At 70.5% G+C, this 17,989-nt stretch carries 13 protein-coding genes; 10 read left to right on the plus strand and 3 right to left on the minus strand.

Annotated features, from left to right (window positions below; genetic code table 11):
- Positions 1–12 precede the first annotated feature (12 nt).
- The 8 genes from LK06_RS20560 to LK06_RS20595 all read left to right on the plus strand — a co-directional run bounded on the left by LK06_RS20560 (position 13) and on the right by LK06_RS20595 (position 9,718).
- Positions 13–1,671: a beta-N-acetylhexosaminidase gene (locus tag LK06_RS20560; RefSeq protein ID WP_078858903.1), complete on the plus strand. Its 1,659-nt coding sequence runs from the start codon at positions 13–15 to the stop codon at positions 1,669–1,671.
- A gap of 181 nt (positions 1,672–1,852) precedes the next feature.
- Entirely contained in the window at positions 1,853–2,557 is a 705-nt protein-coding gene (locus tag LK06_RS20565) for a DUF4328 domain-containing protein (protein WP_039652898.1), read from the plus strand.
- A gap of 92 nt (positions 2,558–2,649) precedes the next feature.
- Positions 2,650–3,216, plus strand: coding sequence for a hypothetical protein (locus tag LK06_RS20570; protein ID WP_039652900.1), 567 nt, complete (start codon positions 2,650–2,652; stop codon positions 3,214–3,216).
- 551 nt (positions 3,217–3,767) lie between these two features.
- Positions 3,768–5,447 carry a serine/threonine-protein kinase gene (locus LK06_RS20580; protein ID WP_043433834.1) on the plus strand — a complete coding sequence of 560 codons (1,680 nt, stop codon included), beginning with the start codon at positions 3,768–3,770 and terminating at the stop codon, positions 5,445–5,447.
- A 443-nt stretch (positions 5,448–5,890) separates the two neighbouring features.
- Entirely contained in the window at positions 5,891–6,553 is a 663-nt protein-coding gene (locus LK06_RS20585; RefSeq protein WP_039652903.1) for an RNA polymerase sigma factor, read from the plus strand.
- Entirely contained in the window at positions 6,553–7,686 is a 1,134-nt protein-coding gene (locus LK06_RS20590) for a hypothetical protein (RefSeq protein ID WP_052269927.1), read from the plus strand. Before LK06_RS20585 ends, LK06_RS20590 begins: the two co-directional genes overlap by 1 nt.
- Positions 7,687–7,879: 193 nt before the next feature.
- A complete protein-coding gene (locus LK06_RS33335; RefSeq protein WP_043406135.1) occupies positions 7,880–8,107 on the plus strand; it encodes a hypothetical protein in 228 nt (75 codons plus the stop codon).
- Between the two features lie 30 nt (positions 8,108–8,137).
- Complete coding sequence (locus tag LK06_RS20595) at positions 8,138–9,718, plus strand: acyl-CoA mutase large subunit family protein (RefSeq protein WP_039652904.1); 1,581 nt, start codon at positions 8,138–8,140, stop codon at positions 9,716–9,718.
- 146 nt (positions 9,719–9,864) lie between these two features.
- On the opposite strand, the gene LK06_RS20600 is transcribed toward LK06_RS20595, so the two are convergent.
- The 3 genes from LK06_RS20600 to LK06_RS20610 form a co-directional block, all read right to left on the minus strand.
- On the minus strand, positions 9,865–12,531 hold the full coding sequence (locus LK06_RS20600; protein ID WP_043433832.1) for a glycosyltransferase family 4 protein: 2,667 nt from the start codon (positions 12,529–12,531) through the stop codon (positions 9,865–9,867).
- Positions 12,532–12,873: 342 nt separating this feature from the next.
- Positions 12,874–14,208, minus strand: a complete 1,335-nt coding sequence (locus LK06_RS20605) for a polysialyltransferase family glycosyltransferase (RefSeq protein ID WP_039652908.1) — start codon at positions 14,206–14,208, stop codon at positions 12,874–12,876.
- Positions 14,205–15,182: a glycosyltransferase family 2 protein gene (locus LK06_RS20610; RefSeq protein WP_043406126.1), complete on the minus strand. Its 978-nt coding sequence runs from the start codon at positions 15,180–15,182 to the stop codon at positions 14,205–14,207. Before LK06_RS20610 ends, LK06_RS20605 begins: the two co-directional genes overlap by 4 nt.
- A 198-nt stretch (positions 15,183–15,380) precedes the next feature.
- On the opposite strand from LK06_RS20610, the gene LK06_RS20615 reads away from it, so the two are divergent.
- Positions 15,381–16,694: a DUF6716 putative glycosyltransferase gene (locus LK06_RS20615; protein WP_039652911.1), complete on the plus strand. Its 1,314-nt coding sequence runs from the start codon at positions 15,381–15,383 to the stop codon at positions 16,692–16,694.
- Between the two features lie 41 nt (positions 16,695–16,735).
- Entirely contained in the window at positions 16,736–17,989 is a 1,254-nt protein-coding gene (locus LK06_RS20620) for an N-acylneuraminate cytidylyltransferase (RefSeq protein WP_039652913.1), read from the plus strand.

Here is a 17,989-nt window from a genome sequence, read left to right on the forward strand (position 1 = left end):
TAGGTTGACAGGGTGAACCAGCACAGACGCCGGAGCTCGGCACAACAGCGGATACGGAAGCGGGCGGTGGTGGCCACCGCGTTCGCGGCAACCGTCGCGCTCGGCACAGGCGTCGGCGTGTGGGCCTTGTCGGGCGGGGGCGGTGGGGAGCCGGAAGGGGGAGCACGGTTGCCGTCCGGACGGGCGTCGACCGCGGACCCCAGCGCACCGGCCGCCTCGTCGGTCAGCCCGACACCGAGCCGGTCCTATCCGCTGTCGCAGGCGCCGCGCACGATACCCGCGGTGCGCTCCCACACCCCCGCGCACGGGCCCGGCTGGAAGCCGCAGCGGGGCGACCGGGTGGTGGTGGACGATGCCGGGCTGGCCGACGAGGGGCGGCTCATAGCCACGGAGCTGGGGCTGACGTACGCGGGGGAGAAGAACGACGTGCGGGCCGGTGACGTGCGGCTCACGCTCGACGGCGGGGGCGGGAACCCGGAGTCCTACACCATGACCGTCCGCGGCGGACGGGTCCACATCAGCGGGCCCGGGGAGGCGGGCGTCTTCTACGGCACCCGCACCCTCAAGCAGGAGGTCCACGGTGGTGGCACGGCCCCGGAAGGGGTGGTGCGGGACGAGCCCGCCAAGCCGGTGCGCGGGTTCATGCTGGACATCGCACGCAAGCCCTTCACCGAGTCCTGGATCGAGGATCGAATACGCGAGCTGGGGGACCTGAAGTTCAACGAACTGGGGCTGCACTTCTCCGACGACCAGGCCTTCCGGATCGAGTCCACCAGCCACCCCGAGATCGTGGCCAAGGACCACCTGACCAAGGCGCAGGTCAGACGGATCGTGGCGGTGGCGGAGAGCCGGCACATCACCGTCGTACCGGAGATCGACTCACCGGGACATCTGGGAGCCGTCCTCGCCGCCCACCCGGACCTGCAACTGCGCAACGCGAGCGGGGTGGCGACCAGGGGCGCGATCGACATCTCCAAGGACGCCTCCGCGAAGATCGTCGACGATCTGCTGAACGAGTACGCCGGACTGTTCCCCGGCGGTGAGTGGCACCTCGGCGGTGACGAGTACCAGGCGTTGGCCGTGAAGAATCCGCAGGCCTCCTATCCGCAGCTGGCCGCCGCCGCCCGGCAGGCCTACGGCTCCGGCGGCACCGTCGCCGACCTCACCACGGGCTGGCTCAACGACCGCGCCGACACCGTCCGCGCCCACGGCCGGACCGCCCGGGCCTGGAACGACGGCTTCTACCACAGCAGCTCCGTACAGCCCGCCGGGGACCTCCAGGTCGCCTACTGGACCGGCAAGGAGTTCGGCGCCCGGCAACCGGTCGATTACCTGAGCGCGGGCCGCAAGGTGCTCAACTACAACGACGAGTTCCTCTACTACGTCCTCGGGCAGCCGCAAACCTTCGTGTATCCGACGGGCCAGCGCATCTACGAGCAGTGGACCCCCCGGGTACTGCGCGGCACCACCGCTGTACCGGCGCGTTACGACGGGCAGATCCTCGGCGGGTCGTTCGCGGTGTGGTGCGACTTCGCCCATGCCCAGACACAGGAACAGGTCGCCGCCGGGATACGGATGCCGCTGCGGGCCACCGCGCAGAAGCTGTGGGACCCCGGCAAGCCCGCGCTGTCCTGGGTCGGCTTCAAGAAGCTGGCGGACCGGCTGGGCTGAAGGGTGCCGCCGGCACTCCGGCGCACGGACCCGGCGCGGGGATCCGGGCCCCGGCCAGGAGCCGGGAATCGATGGGACGTACGACCGTCCGCGCCGTATGTTCCGGTGCTCCGTGCGTACCGGACTCGGGGAGAGCCGGGCGTCCGTCACACCGTCAACATCATTCCGGGGGACCTCTGCCATGACCTCACCCATGCCCGCGCAGCCCTACGCCGGGACACCCGGCCCCGTCCTGCGTTCGCCGGTGGCGCTGGGCCGGGCTGCTGCCGTGCTGCTCGGGGTCGTCATCGTCACCGACCTGTTCGCCGTCTTCGCGGACCAACTGGAGTTGAGCGTCCTCGGGGACATCGCGAACGGGGCCACCGGCTCCGCCGTCTTCCAACGTGCCGACCGCGCCGACTCGTTCTACAACGCCGCCGGCATCGCCCAGATCCTCGCCCTGGTCGCCGCGATGGTCGTGTACCTGTGCTGGCTCTGGCGGGTGCGGATCAACGCCGAGGTGTTCGCCCCCGGGGAGCAGAGCATGAAGCGCGGCTGGGCGATCGGCGCCTGGTTCTGCCCAGTCGTCAACCTGTGGTTCCCGCGCCGGATCACCTGCGACATCTGGGACGCCAGTACCACTCCGGCCAACCGCCGCGGCCACGCGCTGATCAACACCTGGTGGGCGCTGTGGCTCGGCTCCTTGTTCGCCGAGCGGGTGTCGACGCGGCAGTACACCCGGGCGCAGGGCGTCGCCGAACTGCGTGATGCCGCCCGTCAGATCCTGCTCTGCGACCTGCTCGACATCGTGGCCGCCGTGCTCGCCGTCTTCGTGGTCCTCACGATCACCCGGATGCAGGATGGGAAGGCCCTCGCAGGTCCCGTGCTGCTCCCGGTCGATGGCTGAAAACCTACGACTGTGACACTCCCGGGCCGTTGCACGCAGTAAGGGGAAGTGCGGGCTCCGTACCGGGCGGCGCCCCGGCGAGGGAGGCTTTGATGAGCCTGGTGGAACTGATCGCACAGGCCGACGAGCGGGGACTGGCCGCCAGCGGGTTGGCTTGTTTGGATCGGTGTATACCCCTGCTCGGGGTCGACGACGAGGTGCTGCGCCCGCTCTGGGCCAGCCTCGCCGGCCGCTCCGACTGGGGCGAGAGCCTGGAGAAGGCCCGCGGGGCGCTCGACCCCGCGCAGCCCGACGACGACGAGGCCGCGCGGCTCGCCCGCCGCATGCTGGAAGCCGCTCCGGCCGAGCGCACCGCAGACGGAATCCGGGCCTGGGCTGACGCCTGCTCCGTCGCCTCGCTCCGCATCCACCGGCTCCTCGACCCCGCCGCGGACGGTGCTGAGCCGGACGAGGCGGCCGACGGCCTGGAGGAGGGCCGTGCAGGCCGCTCCGACGCCGGGTACCCACTGGTCGCCGCCGAGTTGCGCCGCCAGGTGACCGTCCTGGAACTCCTCGCGGATCACGGCGCGACCGGTCTGCGCCAAGCCCTGGAGGTGTCGGTGGAGGGCCGGCGGGTCCTGCGCGCGGTTGTCTCGCGCCGGCTGCGGGGACGTACCTGACAAGCCGTTGGTCAGCTTCGCACCTGCCCGCGGTCCGGACTCCCGGCCGCTCGGCGGGGTGCGGAGCAGCTTCGCGCACGGCGGTGTTGAGGAAGCCTGTGCGACGTGGAGCAGCGTCCTGGACGCGATGGAGGACGGCATCCCTTCGGGGCGGGTCAGGCAGATGGTGGTCGACATGCGGCACCTGCTGTCGCCCTACCGCAAGCGCGGCGTCCCGGCGGAGCCGCGCTCGACGCCCGTGCGGCCACTTCTCTGGCCCAAGGAAGTGGACCGACACCGTCGAATGACGTCGAATGCCACGCCCGTAGCCGCGCGGGGTCAGCGTGCTGGCCCAGCACCTGGACAAACAGGTCGCCGCCGTGTGCAACCGGACGGGCACACCGGCCGTCCTCCGGTGCTGGTGATCAGATCCAGAGGCTCGCGGGCGATCGCCGCGCAGATGCCGCCGTCGAGGTGGTCGCGTCGCTGGGCCGTCGCTGGGCTACAGTCTCGGCACCCGTTTCGGGCCGGGCGTGCCGGCTCCGGGGGATTCACGCTGGAGGAGGCGGCGCATGCGCCCCGGACAATTCGAGCTACCCGGCTACGACGTCCATGAGGTCCTGGGACAGGGCGGGTTCGCCACGGTGTACCGGGCGCGTCAGTTGATGGTGGACAGGGAGGTCGCGCTCAAGGTGGACAGCAGAAGGCTGTCCACTCACCGCGACCGGCAGCGGTTCATGCGCGAGGTCACCTCGGCTGGACGGCTGTCCGGGCATCCGCATGTGGTCGCCGTGTACGACGCCGGTGTGCTCGACGACAACCGCCCGTACATCGTGCTGGAGCTGTGTCCCGGCGGGTCGTTGGGCGAGCGGCTGCACCGGGACGGACCGCTGCCGGTGAAAGAGGTCCGCGACATCGGTGTGGGCATCGCCGACGCGGTAGCAGCCGCGCACGCCGCCGGGGTGCTGCACCGCGATATCAAGCCGGGCAACATCATGGTCAACCAGTACGGTGCAGTAGCCCTGACCGACTTCGGGCTCGCCGCAGTGCCACGGCCAGACCAGGAACTGTCCGTGACCAGGGAGGCGCTGACTCCTGCGTACGCGCCGCCCGAGGCGTTCCGCATGGTGGAGCCGTCGCCCGCAGGGGACGTGTACTCGCTCGCCGCGACCCTGTACGCCCTGTTGCTGGGGCGCCCGCCCCATTTCCCGGCGGACGGCGGCCAACTGGGCCTTGCCGAACTCATCGTGCGGCACACCTGGCCCTATCCTGCCCTGCCCGCCGTACCGGCAGCCCTCAACGAGGTTCTCAGACAAGCCCTGTCGGCGGACCCGGTGCACCGGCTGCCCCACGCCGCGGCGCTGCGGGACGGACTCGCCGCGGTCGACCTCGACACGGTCGATCTCGGTCACTTCGGACCGGCACCCGGCATGACCACCGCTGGCGGCCCCGCCCACCGGGGACACCAGGACATCTCCGCGCCGCCCCACACCCTGCCTCAGGACACCACCCCGTTGCCCGAGTCCCTGGGGACCCCCCGTCCGGCCGGGACGGCTCCGGGACACCCGGGCGAGGCACCCGGGACCAGGGAGACGACCACGGGAGCAGGCGACCGAGAACACACACGATGGCGCCCCCGGCTGATCGCCGTGTTGGCAGCGGTGGCCGTCTCGGTCACGGTGTCGATCACCGTGGTGGTCTCCCAGACCGGGCAGACCGGGCAGACCGGGCAGTCGAGCCGGGGCGCGGACTCCTCCTCGAACACCGCGCCCTCATCGGCGGGAACAGGCGAAGGAAGCGGTTCGCCCTCTTCATCCGGCTTCGGGGTGCCGACCACCACCGACAACTGCCCCGCTACGGCTGTGGAGGGTGCGAGTGGTCGGTGTGTGACCACCCCCGAGTGCTGGAGCGGCATTCTCGACGTATCGGGGATCGTCACCGTCAGTCGTGCGGACTGCCACGTGAAGCACGTGTGGGAGACCTTCGCCATCGCCCCCCTGCCCGCGGACGGCATGACGAACAACGCACGGGACCTCATCAAGCACCCCGATGTCCGGGCGCTGTGTACCCAGCAGGTCATGACTGAGACCAGGTCCCCGCACAGCGCGGATATCGCCAACGATTGGCAGATCACGGTGATTCCGCCGAGCGCGACGCAATGGGACGACGGGCTCCGTGTCTTCCGCTGTGTCGCCGCGGCCGGCACGGAGGACGGGCAGATGACCGGCAGCCACTTCGGCACCCTCGGCTGAGCGAGCGTCGCCGCCGCCCCCGCCGGACCGCAGCCCATGGCACAGGAGCCATACAAGAGGGTTCGCCACCAGTGCGACCGGTGACGTCGTCCTGCACCTGTCCCACCTGCACGACCACACTGCCACCCCGATCCCGCTCGTCACGGAGACCCAGGTGACCCTGCATCGTCCCAGGTCAGAGTGGTTCACCGCGGCAACGGCCGGGGCCGCCACCCCCCACAGGAGAGGCCCCGGCCGTCGCGCGAACGGGTCGCGTGCGGCCCGCACTCTCCTCAGCGTCGTGAGTGCGTTTTCTGTCACACCCTGCCCCACTCGGATGTCACCCTGCGCACATCCGAACCTGGTCACGAGTTAGTTGCAGCTTCTACAGACATGGACGAGGAGTGGTTTGACGCCGTAACGTGCCTTTCGCGCCGACCAAGGACGGGCGTAAAGGGAGTCAGGTGCTGGGGGACGACGCGGAGCTGACCGCCGCGGTGAGATCGGCACAGGACGGGGACGAGACCGCGTTCCGTACTGTGTACCGCGCGGTGCACCCACGACTGCTCGGTTACGTCCGTACGCTCGTCGGAGACCCGGACGCCGAGGACGTGGCCTCCGAGGCCTGGCTGCAGATCGCCCGGGACCTGGACCGGTTCAGCGGCGATGCCGACCGGTTCCGCGGCTGGGCCGCCCGGATCGCCCGCAATCGTGCTCTCGACCACATACGCATGCGGGGCCGTCGTCCCGCCATCGGCGGCGACGAGACGGAGCTGACCGGCCGGGCCGCCGACTCGGACACGGCAGGCGAGGCCATGGACGCGCTGGCCACCGACCGGGCACTCGCCCTCATCTCCCGCCTCCCGCAGGACCAGGCCGAGGCGGTCGTCCTGCGCGTGGTGGTGGGCCTGGACGCCAAGACCGCGGCCGAGACGCTCGGCAAACGCGCCGGCGCCGTACGCACCGCTGCGCATCGCGGACTGAAGCGGCTCGCGGAGCTGCTCGGCGACGATCCGGAATCGGCGAGCGGGCTCGACGCCCTTCCGCCACAGAGAGAACCGCGCGGTCGCGCGGTGACGTCCGCCACTGTGACGCATACGCCGACGCGGACGCAGAAGGACATGTGATGGCCGACGAGCAGTACAAGTGGCTGGACCGTGAGACGGCGGAACGTCTGTTGCGCGGTGAGTCACTGGAAGTCGTCGACGCCTCCGCCCGTGACCAGGCCGAACGTCTCTCCGAGGCGCTTGGCGCGCTGTCCGCGGAGGCGGCGCGCGCGACGGGAGAACTCCCTGGTGAGAAGGCTGCCCTGGCCGCCTTCCGAGAGGCCCGCGGAGCTGCCGGGGCTGAGCGGGGCGCCGCCTCCGCCGCCGACGGCGATTCCGGCCGGCGCTCCGCCGTCTCCGCCCACCACACCGACGCGGGGCTGGTCCGCATCGGTGCCCTGGCCCGTACCGGAATCCCGGCACGACGGCCCCGGTGGGCCCGCCCGGTGCGTCTGGCGTTCGCCGCGGTGGTGGCGGCAGGCACCCTCGGCGGGGTCGCGATGGCCGCCGGAGGGGTACTGCCCACCCCGTTCGGCGGCGAACACTCCGAGCCCGTCCCGTCGGTCACCGCCGGCACTTCCGGAGAGCCGCTCGCCTCGGCCTCCCCACAGACCACGTCGGGCGCCGGAGCGGGCTCCGGGCAGCCGAGCGGTAGCACCGGGGTGGTCCCCGGCGGCTCCTCGGCCGAGGCGGTCGCACCGGACGACAGCTCGGGGGCGAGCGCGGACACCAGCCATGACCTGCCGTCCGCGACCCGGGGCAGCGGATGGAGCGATGCCGCCGCGTCCTGCCGGGACATCCGGGACGGCAAGGGCCTGAACGCCGGACGCAGGCGTGCACTGGAGAACCTGGCGGGTGGTTCCGCCCGGGTGAACGCGTACTGCAAGGTGGTCCTGGCCCCGGGCGATTCCGCCTCCGGTACCCCGAACAGCGGCAAGGGCGGCGCGAACGACGGCGGCGAGGGGGCCGCGGGCCACGGCGAGGGCACGGGCAACGGCCAGGGGCGGGGCAAGGGCGACCAGGACGACGACGAGAGCCACCCCGGCAAGGGCAAGGGCACCGGCAAGGGCGCCCGCTCCGGTGGTGGCAACGGCAGAGGACGGCACCGTGGTGTCGCCGCACCCGCTCCCACCGCCTTCATAGCCACGCTCCCCGGCCACCAGGGCAGGACCGCGCCGGTGCCGATGCCGGGTCCGGCGCACACCGCGTTCTGACCCGCGGGTGTCCCGCGTGCTTCCTTCCGCCTCGCGCGGCTCCTGCCCGCTCGTGGGGCTTCCGCACCTCGCCGCGGCCTGTGGCACGACCGCTCGGCGCCCCCTCTCATCCCGTCTGACCTGCGATTTTGTGATCCACGAAAATTTCTTCGGGAAGGGTGTGACGTTTCTGGAGCCCGTGGCGCAGTACTGAGTGAGCCGACTGGTCATCGGCCGTCGCACCGAGCCGGGGTTCCCCCCGTACCTACGGCTCGTGCACCTGGCGCGGGCGGGGCACGTTCCCCCGGTCCCGCCCGCGCCCCGCAGTTCCACGCACCAGCGCAGCGGTCGGCTGATCGCCCCTCAGGTGCAGCTCTCCCTCCCCGGCGGACACGCCGTCGCCGCCATCGCAGGACACCAGGCGCCGACCCGGGCATGGTGAGGGGTACGGAAACGTACTGCGGAGGCACCCATGGCGCGTGAGTCGGAGTCCGGACTGCCGATCCAGCCGGTCTACGGGCCGACCGACCTCACCGGCTGGGATCCGGCCGGGAAACTGGGCGAACCGGGCCAGTACCCGTTCACCCGCGGGGTGTACCCGAGCATGTACACCGGCCGCCCGTGGACCATGCGCCAGTACGCCGGATTCGGCACGGCCGCCGAATCCAACGCCCGCTACCGAAGGCTGATCGCCCACGGGACCACCGGCCTGTCGGTCGCCTTCGACCTGCCCACCCAGATGGGCCATGATTCAGACGCACCCCTCGCCCACGGCGAGGTCGGCAAGGTCGGCGTGGCGATCGACTCCATCGAGGACATGCGAGTGTTGTTCAACGGCATCCCGCTGGACCGGGTGTCCACTTCGATGACGATCAATGCCCCGGCGGCCCTGCTGCTCCTCCTGTACCAGCTGGTGGCGGAGGAACAGGGGGTGAGCGCCGACCGGCTCACCGGCACGATCCAGAACGACGTGTTGAAGGAGTACATCGCGCGCGGGACGTACATCTTCCCGCCGAAGCCCTCGCTGCGTCTGACGGCGGACATCTTCAAGTACTGCACCGCCGAGGTCCCGAAGTGGAACACCATCTCGATCTCCGGATATCACATGGCGGAGGCGGGGGCGTCGCCCGCCCAGGAGATCGCGTTCACGCTCGCGGACGGCATCGAGTACGTGCGCACGGCGGTCGCCGCGGGCATGGACGTGGACGGCTTCGCCCCCCGACTGTCCTTCTTCTTCGTGGCCCGTACGACGCTGCTGGAAGAGGTCGCCAAGTTCCGGGCCGCCCGCCGGATCTGGGCGCGGGTGATGAAGGAGGAGTTCGGCGCGCGCAACCCCAAGTCCCTGATGCTCCGCTTCCACACCCAGACGGCCGGCGTCCAGCTGACGGCCCAGCAGCCGGAGGTGAACCTGGTCCGGGTCGCCGTCCAGGCACTGGCCGCGGTCCTCGGTGGCACCCAGTCCCTGCACACCAACTCCTTCGACGAGGCGATCGCGCTGCCGACGGACAAGAGCGCGCGGTTGGCGCTGCGCACCCAGCAGGTGCTGGCGTACGAGACCGATGTACCGGCGACGGTGGACCCCTTCGCGGGTTCCTACGCGGTGGAGCGGATGACCGACGACGTGGAGGAGGCGGCCGTCGGTCTGATGCGCAAGGTCGAGGAACTCGGGGGAGCGGAGGCGGCGATCGAGCGCGGCTTCCAGAAGGCCGAGATCGAGCGGAACGCGTACCGCGTCGCGCAGGAGACGGACTCCGGGGAGCGGGTGGTGGTGGGTGTGAACCGTTACCAGCTGGACGAGGAGGAGCCGTACGAGCCGCTGCGCGTGGACCCGGCGATCGAGGTCCAGCAGGCGGAGCGGCTGGCCGGATTGCGGGCCGAGCGGGACCAGGGGGCGGTGGACGCGGCCCTGGACGCCCTGAAGAAGGCGGCGGAGGGGGAGGACAACGTGCTGTATCCGATGAAGGAGGCGTTGCGGGGGCGGGCGACGGTGGGGGACGTGTGCGGCGCCCTCCGCGAGGTGTGGGGGAGCTATGTGCCTTCGGACGCGTTCTGAGCACCTGGCTCGGAGGCGATGTGGCACCGCCGTGCGACGACGCTCCTTCCCGTGGTCGGCGTCAACGATCTCCCCACCCATCGGGCAGGTCTCGGCCTGATCGTCCTGCTGCTCGATCCCCACTCCCTTTGCTCCGGTTACTCCGGTTACTCCGGCTTCAGCAGCCGGGCCGAACGCTTCCCGAGCTGGATGCGGACCGCTTCCTTGCGGGCGAGTTGCCGTATGGACCGCCCCCGAGCGCCGAGGAGATCCGCGACCCGTGCCACCTCCGTCCAGACCCGGCCGCGGTCGCCCCCGGCGATCGCCGCCGCGGAGAGCAACTGGCAGGCCTCTCTGATCTGGCCGCGCCGCGCCCGTATCTCGGCCATGCCGATGATGACGTCCACCGGCTGTCTGCGACGCAGGATCTCTGTGCCCACGCGCAGCGCGTCATCGTGCTTGCCCGCCTTGAAGTGCCGGGCGAAGTCCTCGGCCAGGAAGCTGCCGCGCCGGGCGAGCACCGCTGAGAAGGACGTCGGGCCGGCCCCGGCACCCTCGCCCTCTTCCGCGGCCCCATGGACTGCTGGCTGCACGTTCTCGCCAGGACCGGGCAGCCCGAGCGCCGCCGTCATCCGGGTGGTGAAGGCGGGGATGTCGAACAGATCCTCGACGTCCTGGTATTCGGCTTCCGAGACTTCCTCGTCCAGCACCCCGCGCAGCGCCTCCAGCGCGGCTTCCGGCGTGTATTCGGCGAACGAGCGATAGCCGGGCACACCCTCCAGCACCTCCCGCGAGCCCACCCGGTGATAGGTGACGGTGCGCAGCCGCTGCTGCACCGCCTCCACGACGGACAGCGGCATCGGGTCGTCGACGCTGGAGAGGAAGAAGACGTCCGAGGCGGCGAGTTCCTCACGCACCCGGTCGCGGGAGAGCGCCCCCATCCATTCGACGCGGTCCGACAGCAGGGTCGACGGACCGATCCGCCACGTCTTGTGTCCAATCCACGCGAACCGCCACGGCAGGCCCTGCGTGGAGGCCAGTTCCGCGACGCGTGAGAACAGGTCGAGGCCCTTGCGGTCCTGCATCGAGCCGACCATGACGATCCGCGGCCGCTCACCCGGGGTGCGTCGCGCCCGGGCGCGGTGGGTGTCCTGCGGGACCGTGTTGTACACCACCACCGGGTCGGTCACCCCGTGCTGGCGGAACATGTCGGCCTGGGCGGTGGACACACACAGCACCTTGAGCTTCGGTAGCAGAGCGAGCATCTCCTGGTGCCGCAGCGCGTGCTGCTCGCCCTCGAAGTTCATGACGTACTCGGTCTCGTGGGCGTACAGCGCCACGGTCTTGCCGGTGTCCTGCAGCGCCAGGACCAGTTCGTTGGCCAGCGGCGAACGCCAGAACGGCGCCAGGCTGTTGACCAGGACGACCTCGACGGCCTCCAGGTCGGCCATGATGTCCTCGGCGCGGGTGTAGGCACCGAGGTCGAAGTAGCGCACGTCGACCGGGCTCTGGGCGAGCAGTGCCTGCGTGTAGGTCAGGACCGGGATGGCCACACCGGTGACGTACGAGAAACCGAGGCCGAGCACGGCCAGCGAGCGCGGTCGCTCCATGCGCCGTTGCACGGCGTGCAACGCTCGTGCCGCCCGCGGAAGGCTGTTGTGCGCGTCCTCGGTGGCTGCCCACCGCGGGGCCGGAGGTTCAGCGGGCACGGCGGCCGTTTCGACGATATGCAGGACCTGCTCGGGAACGTCGTCGTGGAAGCTGATGAAGTGTTCGACGGGCTCACCGTGGACATTGGCCGCGAACTTGCCCGAGCGCTGCAGATCGGCGACGACGTCGACGAGTTCCCCGACCGTGCCGACGTTGCGCAGCAGCGGGTGGTTGATCGTCGGGAAGACGATGTTGAGCGGGGGCGGGCTGAACAGGATCAGCGGCGTGCCCGCCCGCAGGGTCTGCAGGTACGTGGTGGAGAAGAACGTGACCGCGAGGTCGTATCCGTCGAGTGCCTCCGCGTCCAGCAGGGCCTTCTCGTCCAGGACGGTCACATCGGGCAGCGTACGCAGCCAGTCGAGGTGGACGCGGAGCGTGGACGGGTGCGGCTTGATCTCGACCTCGCCGAATTCGGCCAGATCCGCGCACAGTTGGGTGAGCTGTTCGCGGTGGTCGGACCGGGAGAGCTTGTTCTGGTTGCTGAGGGGTTGGTCGAGGACCACGATGCGCAGTGGTGCACCGGACTCCTTGGCGTGCCGGTGGGTGGTGGAGCGGGCCGCGCGCAGCAGGAGCGGGTCGTCGCTGTGTCCGAGGGCTCCGGTGATGTGGACCGGCGGGTTGGCGTCCGCGGTGCGGAACATCAGGTGGTGAGCGGTGGCCGGCCCCCAGACGCAGACGGCGGTGGGGTTGGAGGACCCGTAGTACCAGTTCTGGTCACGGAGTCCGGTGCCGGTCTTCTTGAAGTGGAAGTCCAGATGGCCGTCCTGCACCAATATCAGGGGCAGCGTGCGGCCCAGCGCCCCGGCCACGCGACGGCCGCGCTGCGACTGGTCGTTGAAGTACACCAGCCGATCGATGTGCTGCTGCTCCACGAAGGTGCGCATCCGGTGCCCGAGCGCTTCGAGGAACTCGGCATCGCTGAGCGCCTCGTCCACCACGAACAGGTTGCGTACCGCGAGGGCGTCGAAGCGGGCCTTGGCCTCCTCCTCGATCCATTCGGCCACATGTCCATCCCGGTCGGCGGTGACCAGGTGGAAGGAGTGGGCCTCGGCCCCTGAGGCCCGCATGATCTCGGAGGCGAGGCTGACGCCGTTGCGGTTCTCGACAAACACAGCGATGCGCATGGATGTATCAGTCCACTCCGACTACTCGGGGAGAATGGTGAAGGGTCCGGCCGCGGCAAGCCCCTTCAGTTCAGAGGAGCAGGCGTACCTTCGTTCATGAATGAAATATGGCCATGTTACCGAGGGAGTCGAACGTAAAAGGAAATCCCGGTGAACATTCAGTTGACGCGTGGCAAGACGTTCTCAGTGACCTCAAGTGCCCCGAACGGCATGTCTCCGTCCACGAGGAATACAGGGGGAGAGCGGCCCGCGCGCGGTCTGCCCCGGGCTGCTGAGCGACCCGGGAGGGCCGGCTTGCCATAGGCCCGGCCCTCCCGAGGGGACGGTTCGGCCGGGGCGGGTTCAGCGACGTACGCCCCGGCGCAGACGACGCGCTGTCCGGGCCATCCGGCGGACCGTGGTGCTGCGCGTGACGAACGACAGCTGGGTGGGGATTCCGCCGGGCAGTCCCAGCGTGGTCAGCCGCTTGCGCTTGAAGTAGCGCAGGGTCCGTTCGTCCAGGTTCCGTGCCAGGTACCGTTCGGTCTCCTCGCGCAGCTCCGGCAGGATTCTCGGCTGCATCGCGAAACCCACCGCCCGCACCAGCGCGCCCAGCGCCGTCGCGTCCATGCCCCGGCGCTGCTCGGCGACGGCGGCACGGTCGCCCAGCTCGGGCAGCAGGGCGTCCACCAGGGTGACCGGGACCCGGTTGCTGTTCTCGAACGGTGTCAGCCGCTCCAGCAACAGGTCGGTTCCGGTCCGGGCGACGGGTAGGCCGTACAGCGCGGAGGCCGTGAGCAGGGCGGTGGAGAAACAGCCCACGACCAGCGCGGGACGCATCCGCTGGTAGAGCACCTCGGCGAGGACCGGTGCGTCGAGCACGGTCAGCTGGACCTCCAGCTGCTCCGCCGCCTCTTCCAGGGACCGGGTGAAACGGGCGGGGGCGGACGGGTGCGGCTTGAACACCACGGTGGTGTGCCCGAGCCCGGCCGCGCCCTTCAGCATCCGCACATGCAGGTCCTCCTCCTGTTCGGCGGAGAGGATGCCGAGCGCGGACAGGTACTGGCCGAGCAGCAGCGCGGGTTCCTCGATCGCCGGCAGGTCCTCGCCGCTCGCGGTGAGTTCGGCGAGAACCTTGGTGAAGGCGGGCGTCGGTACCACCTCGCCGGGCACCCCGAACTCGGTCAGCAGCAGCGGGTCCACACCCGGCACCAGGTCCAGGTGGAGCACCCGGTCCACCCGCGTGCCGACCAGCGGGTCGATCTTGTTGCGAGTGGGACCGTAGCTCATCAGGCCGTCGGCGTAGACGGTGACCGGGGCACCGGTGAAGATCTGTGCGAGCGCCAGGGACGGGTTGACCTGGATGGACTCCACGGCCAACTCGACGTCATCTGGCCCCAGCCGCCACTCGTGGCGCAGGTAGCGCTCCCAGAGCGGCAGGTCCTCCGGGCGCGGCGCCCAGCCGCCCGGGTGGAAGGGGAAGATCGCCTCGTTGTACGACACCACGTCGTCGAACCGGTCGCGCAGTTGCTCGAATCCGGGTACCTGGTCCAGGCCGGGCGTGGTTTCGGGCGTGGCCGCGTTGTTGCAGACCAGCAGGATCCGCCGGTCGGCCGGGCGGAAGCAGCCGGAGTCCAGGGCGGCGGCGAGTGTGGCGGTGCCGTACAGCGTCGAGGCCTGGAAGATCTGGATGGTCACGCGGCGACTCCCGCCGGGACGGGACGGCGGCGCAGTCGGCGCAGCCTGGCGGCGCGCTGGAGGTCCATCGAGTCCAGAGCCTGGTCCAGCACGTCCTGGGGCATGCGTCGCAGGGCGGCGGCGCTCAGGGACTTCAGTTTCTTCGCCACCGTGGGCTCGAACCTTTCGATGGATCCCAGGTGATGGGAAATGATGGCGCAGTAGGTGCGGACGGCCTTGGGTAGCAGCGTGTCCGCCTGCGGATCGCGGGCGGTGCCCGCGATGACCTCGTCGAACGCGCGAATGAAGTCCAGCTGCCGTACATCACCGATCTGGGTGAGTGACGAGGCGACACCGCGCCGGTAGAAGACGCCGAGCATGCTCACCGCGGCGAACGATTCCGCCTCCCGGTGCAGCTTCCAGATCCACGGCCGGTCCTCCGCCGTCCGCAGCCCGTCAGTGAAGTGCAGCAGCCCCTTGTCCACCAGCCGTCGGTGGTAGACACCCGCCCAGGCGTAGGCGTAGTCCACGGATGTGGTCCGGTCCGCGGGCAGGATCGCCTCGCGCGGGTTCAACACCACGTTCCGCCGGCCGACCGGCACCCGGTGCACGGTACGCGCCCGCGCGGTGCACTGCACATGGTCGGTGCGCAGGAAGTCGCAGCCCAGCTCCGCCATGGCCGTGACCAGCCGGGGGAGGTAGCCGGGGGCGAGCCAGTCGTCGCCGTCCAGGAACGTCAGGTACTGGCCGCGCGCCCGGTCGATACCGGTGTTGCGCGCGGTGGCCAGCCCCTCGTTCTGCTCGTGCCGGACCAGCACTGCGCCCGGCAGCTCGCGCTCCGCGCGCGCGAGGATCTCTGGTGTCCCGTCGCGGGAACAGTCGTCGACAAGGATGAATTCGAAGTCCGCACGCGCATTCACTCGGAGGCTCTTGAGCGTGTCGGGCGCGTATTGCTGCACGTTGTAGAACGGCACGATGACGGAGAGCTTGACCACGTCAGGGACGTTAGGTCCAAGCCCGTCACACGTCCTGACGGATTCCTTGATAATGAGTGAACGACGTGTGGCTAAACTGTGAACCAGGCTCTATTCCGGAGCGATCGCGACTCGATTCTCCATTCGGCGATGTGCTGTTAACCGTTTGTTGCGTTCGGGTTGGGGGAAACCTCGGAATGGCTTTCTAGCGTCTGCGGCGTGCCAGCAAGTGCAACGAGTTTCCTGCGGGTCGCCGTCCTGGCGGACTCCGACACCCGGTGGAAGTGGGGCGCGCTCACCGCGCAGCGCCTCACTCCCGCGGCTGCCGAGGTCCGGCTCGACGGCTACCTCCTGCGTGGGCGAGCCACCCCGACAGCCCGTCAACTCCAGGAAGTCGGTGTCAGCGCGGATTCCCTGCGCGAGGTCACCAGTGTGGAGTTCCTGCGCGCGATGACCGAGGAGCCCTATGACGTCCTCGTCCTCGCCCTGGTCGGCGGCGGTGTGCAGGCGATGCTGCACGGCCTGCGCGACATCCTGGCCGGCTCAAGCCGGCGTCCCGTCGTCGTCACCGGCTACGTCGGTGTCGTCTACGAGAAGCTCACCGACGGACTCCTGCTGCGGCACGGCGCGGATCTCGTCCTCGCCAACTCCCGCCACGACGCGGACCGGTTCCGGGCCGTGTACGAAGGCGTGGGCGCCGATGCGTCCGCGGTCACCGAGGTCGCGCTGCCCTTCCTGGGCGGCACGCCGTACACCGGCGAACACGACCCGTACACGGTGGCGTTCGCGGCCCAGCCGTCCGTACCGGACAACCGCAGGGACCGCAGGTACCTGCTGAACCGCCTGATCGAGCACGCCCGGCGGCACCCCGAGCGCGAGGTGCTGCTGAAGCTGCGGTCCAAGCCGGGTGAGCACACCACCCATATCGAGGAACTGCCCTACCAGAAGCTGGTCCAGGGCACTGACGTGCCCGCCAACTTCAAGCTGGTCTACGGGAACATGGGCGAGGTGCTGGACCGCACCGACCTGCTGGTCACGGTCAGCTCCACGGCCGCCCTGGAGGCCCTGCACCGGCGCATCCCGACGGCCGTCCTGACCGACCTGGGCGTGCGCGAGGCGCTCGGCAACCACCACTTCACCGGCTCCGGTTGCCTCGCCTCCTGGGACCGGCTGGACGCCGGGTACCGCCCGGTGCCCGACGAGGAGTGGGTCGCCCGCCAGGGCGTCGCCGCCGACGGCTCCTACGCCACCGCCTTCGACGCGGCCCGCGCACGGATCGCGAGGCTGCTGGACCGCCCCGGCGGCCTGCCGCCCCTGAACCCCTACTACACCCCCGAGACCGCGCCCGGCTACCTGCCCGGCATCCTCGCCCGCCACCATCTCGGCCCCGACGGCGCCCCGCTGCCCGGCGCGCCCGCCGCCGGCAAGGCGCCCGGACCAGTCCGCCAGATCGTGCGCCGGGCCGCGCGGGGCGCTTACCGGCACGGGGTGCAGCGGGTCGCTCCGGTGATCCGGCGGATGGGGGAGCTGTGAGCCACCGGACCGCACGTCGAAGACCTCAAGGAGAGGAACCCATGCCCAACTCGGATGCGGAGCGGAGCGCTTCGATGCGCCGGGTGCTCGCCGTGATCCCCGCGCGCGGCGGTTCCAAGGGGGTGCCCGCGAAGAACCTCGCGCCCGTGGGTGGTGTCCCGCTGGTGGCGCGTGCGGTGCGCGAGTGCCGGGCGACCCGCCTGGTCACCGACGTGGTGGTGTCCACCGACGACCAGGCCATTGCGACCGCCGCGCGGGAGGCCGGTGCCGAGGTGGTGCTGCGGCCGGCCGCCATCGCCGGGGACACGGCCACGTCCGAGGCAGCGGTGCTGCACGCCATGGACGCGCACGAGGCCCTCCACGGGTCGGCGGTGGACGTCGTCCTGCTCGTGCAGTGCACCAGTCCGTTCCTGGCCCGTGAGGACATTGACGGGGTTGCCGCGGCGGTCGTGGAGAACGGCGCCGACACTGCCGTGACCGTGGCGCCTTTCCACGGCTTCATCTGGCGGGACGCGGACGCCGCCGACGGCCCGTCCACGGACGGCGGAGGGTACGGCGTCAATCACGACAAGTCCTTCCGGCCCCGCCGCCAGGACCGTCCCCAGGACCTGTTGGAAACCGGCGCCGCCTACGCGATGGACGCGGCCGGCTTCCGCGACCGCAACCATCGCTTCTTCGGCCGCACCGAACTGGTGCGCACCGACCCCGCCCGGGTCCTGGAGATCGACGATCCGCACGACCTGGCCCGCGCCCGGGCCCTCGCCCCGCTGTTCGACGCGGACCGCCCGGGCGCCCTCCCCTCACACGGCGACATCGACGCCGTGGTCCTCGACTTCGACGGCACCCAGACCGACGACCGGGTGCTGATCGACTCCGAAGGACGGGAGTTCGTCTCCGTGCACCGCGGGGACGGGCTCGGCATCGCGGCCCTGCGCAGGAGCGGCCTGAAGATGCTGGTGCTGTCCACGGAACAGAATCCGGTGGTCGCCGCGCGCGCCCGGAAGCTGAAGCTTCCGGTGCTGCACGGCATCGACCGCAAGGACCTCGCCCTCAAACAGTGGTGCGAGGAGCAGGGCATCGCGCCGGAGCGCGTGCTCTACGTCGGCAACGACGTCAACGACCTCCCCTGCTTCGCCCTCGTCGGCTGGCCGGTGGCGGTCGCGAGCGCCCACGACGTCGTACGCGGCGCCGCACGCGCGGTCACCACCGTTCCCGGCGGTGACGGCGCGATCCGGGAGATCGCCGGCTGGATCCTCGGCCCCTCCCTCGAAAACCCCCTCCACCCCACCAAGTAA

Source organism: Streptomyces pluripotens (assembly GCF_000802245.2).
Classification (GTDB): Bacteria; Actinomycetota; Actinomycetes; order Streptomycetales; family Streptomycetaceae; genus Streptomyces; species Streptomyces pluripotens.

Excerpts from the sequence above, each read along its gene's own strand:
- LK06_RS20600 (WP_043433832.1), bottom strand. The coding sequence starts at position 12,531 with ATGCGCATCGCTGTGTTTGTCGAGAACCGCAACGGCGTCAGCCTCGCC.
- LK06_RS20570 (WP_039652900.1), top strand. The coding sequence starts at position 2,650 with ATGAGCCTGGTGGAACTGATCGCACAGGCCGACGAGCGGGGACTGGCC.
- LK06_RS20590 (WP_052269927.1), top strand. The coding sequence starts at position 6,553 with ATGGCCGACGAGCAGTACAAGTGGCTGGACCGTGAGACGGCGGAACGT.
- LK06_RS20620 (WP_039652913.1), top strand. The coding sequence starts at position 16,736 with ATGCCCAACTCGGATGCGGAGCGGAGCGCTTCGATGCGCCGGGTGCTC.
- LK06_RS20595 (WP_039652904.1), top strand. The coding sequence starts at position 8,138 with ATGGCGCGTGAGTCGGAGTCCGGACTGCCGATCCAGCCGGTCTACGGG.
- LK06_RS20565 (WP_039652898.1), top strand. The coding sequence starts at position 1,853 with ATGACCTCACCCATGCCCGCGCAGCCCTACGCCGGGACACCCGGCCCC.
- LK06_RS20580 (WP_043433834.1), top strand. The coding sequence starts at position 3,768 with ATGCGCCCCGGACAATTCGAGCTACCCGGCTACGACGTCCATGAGGTC.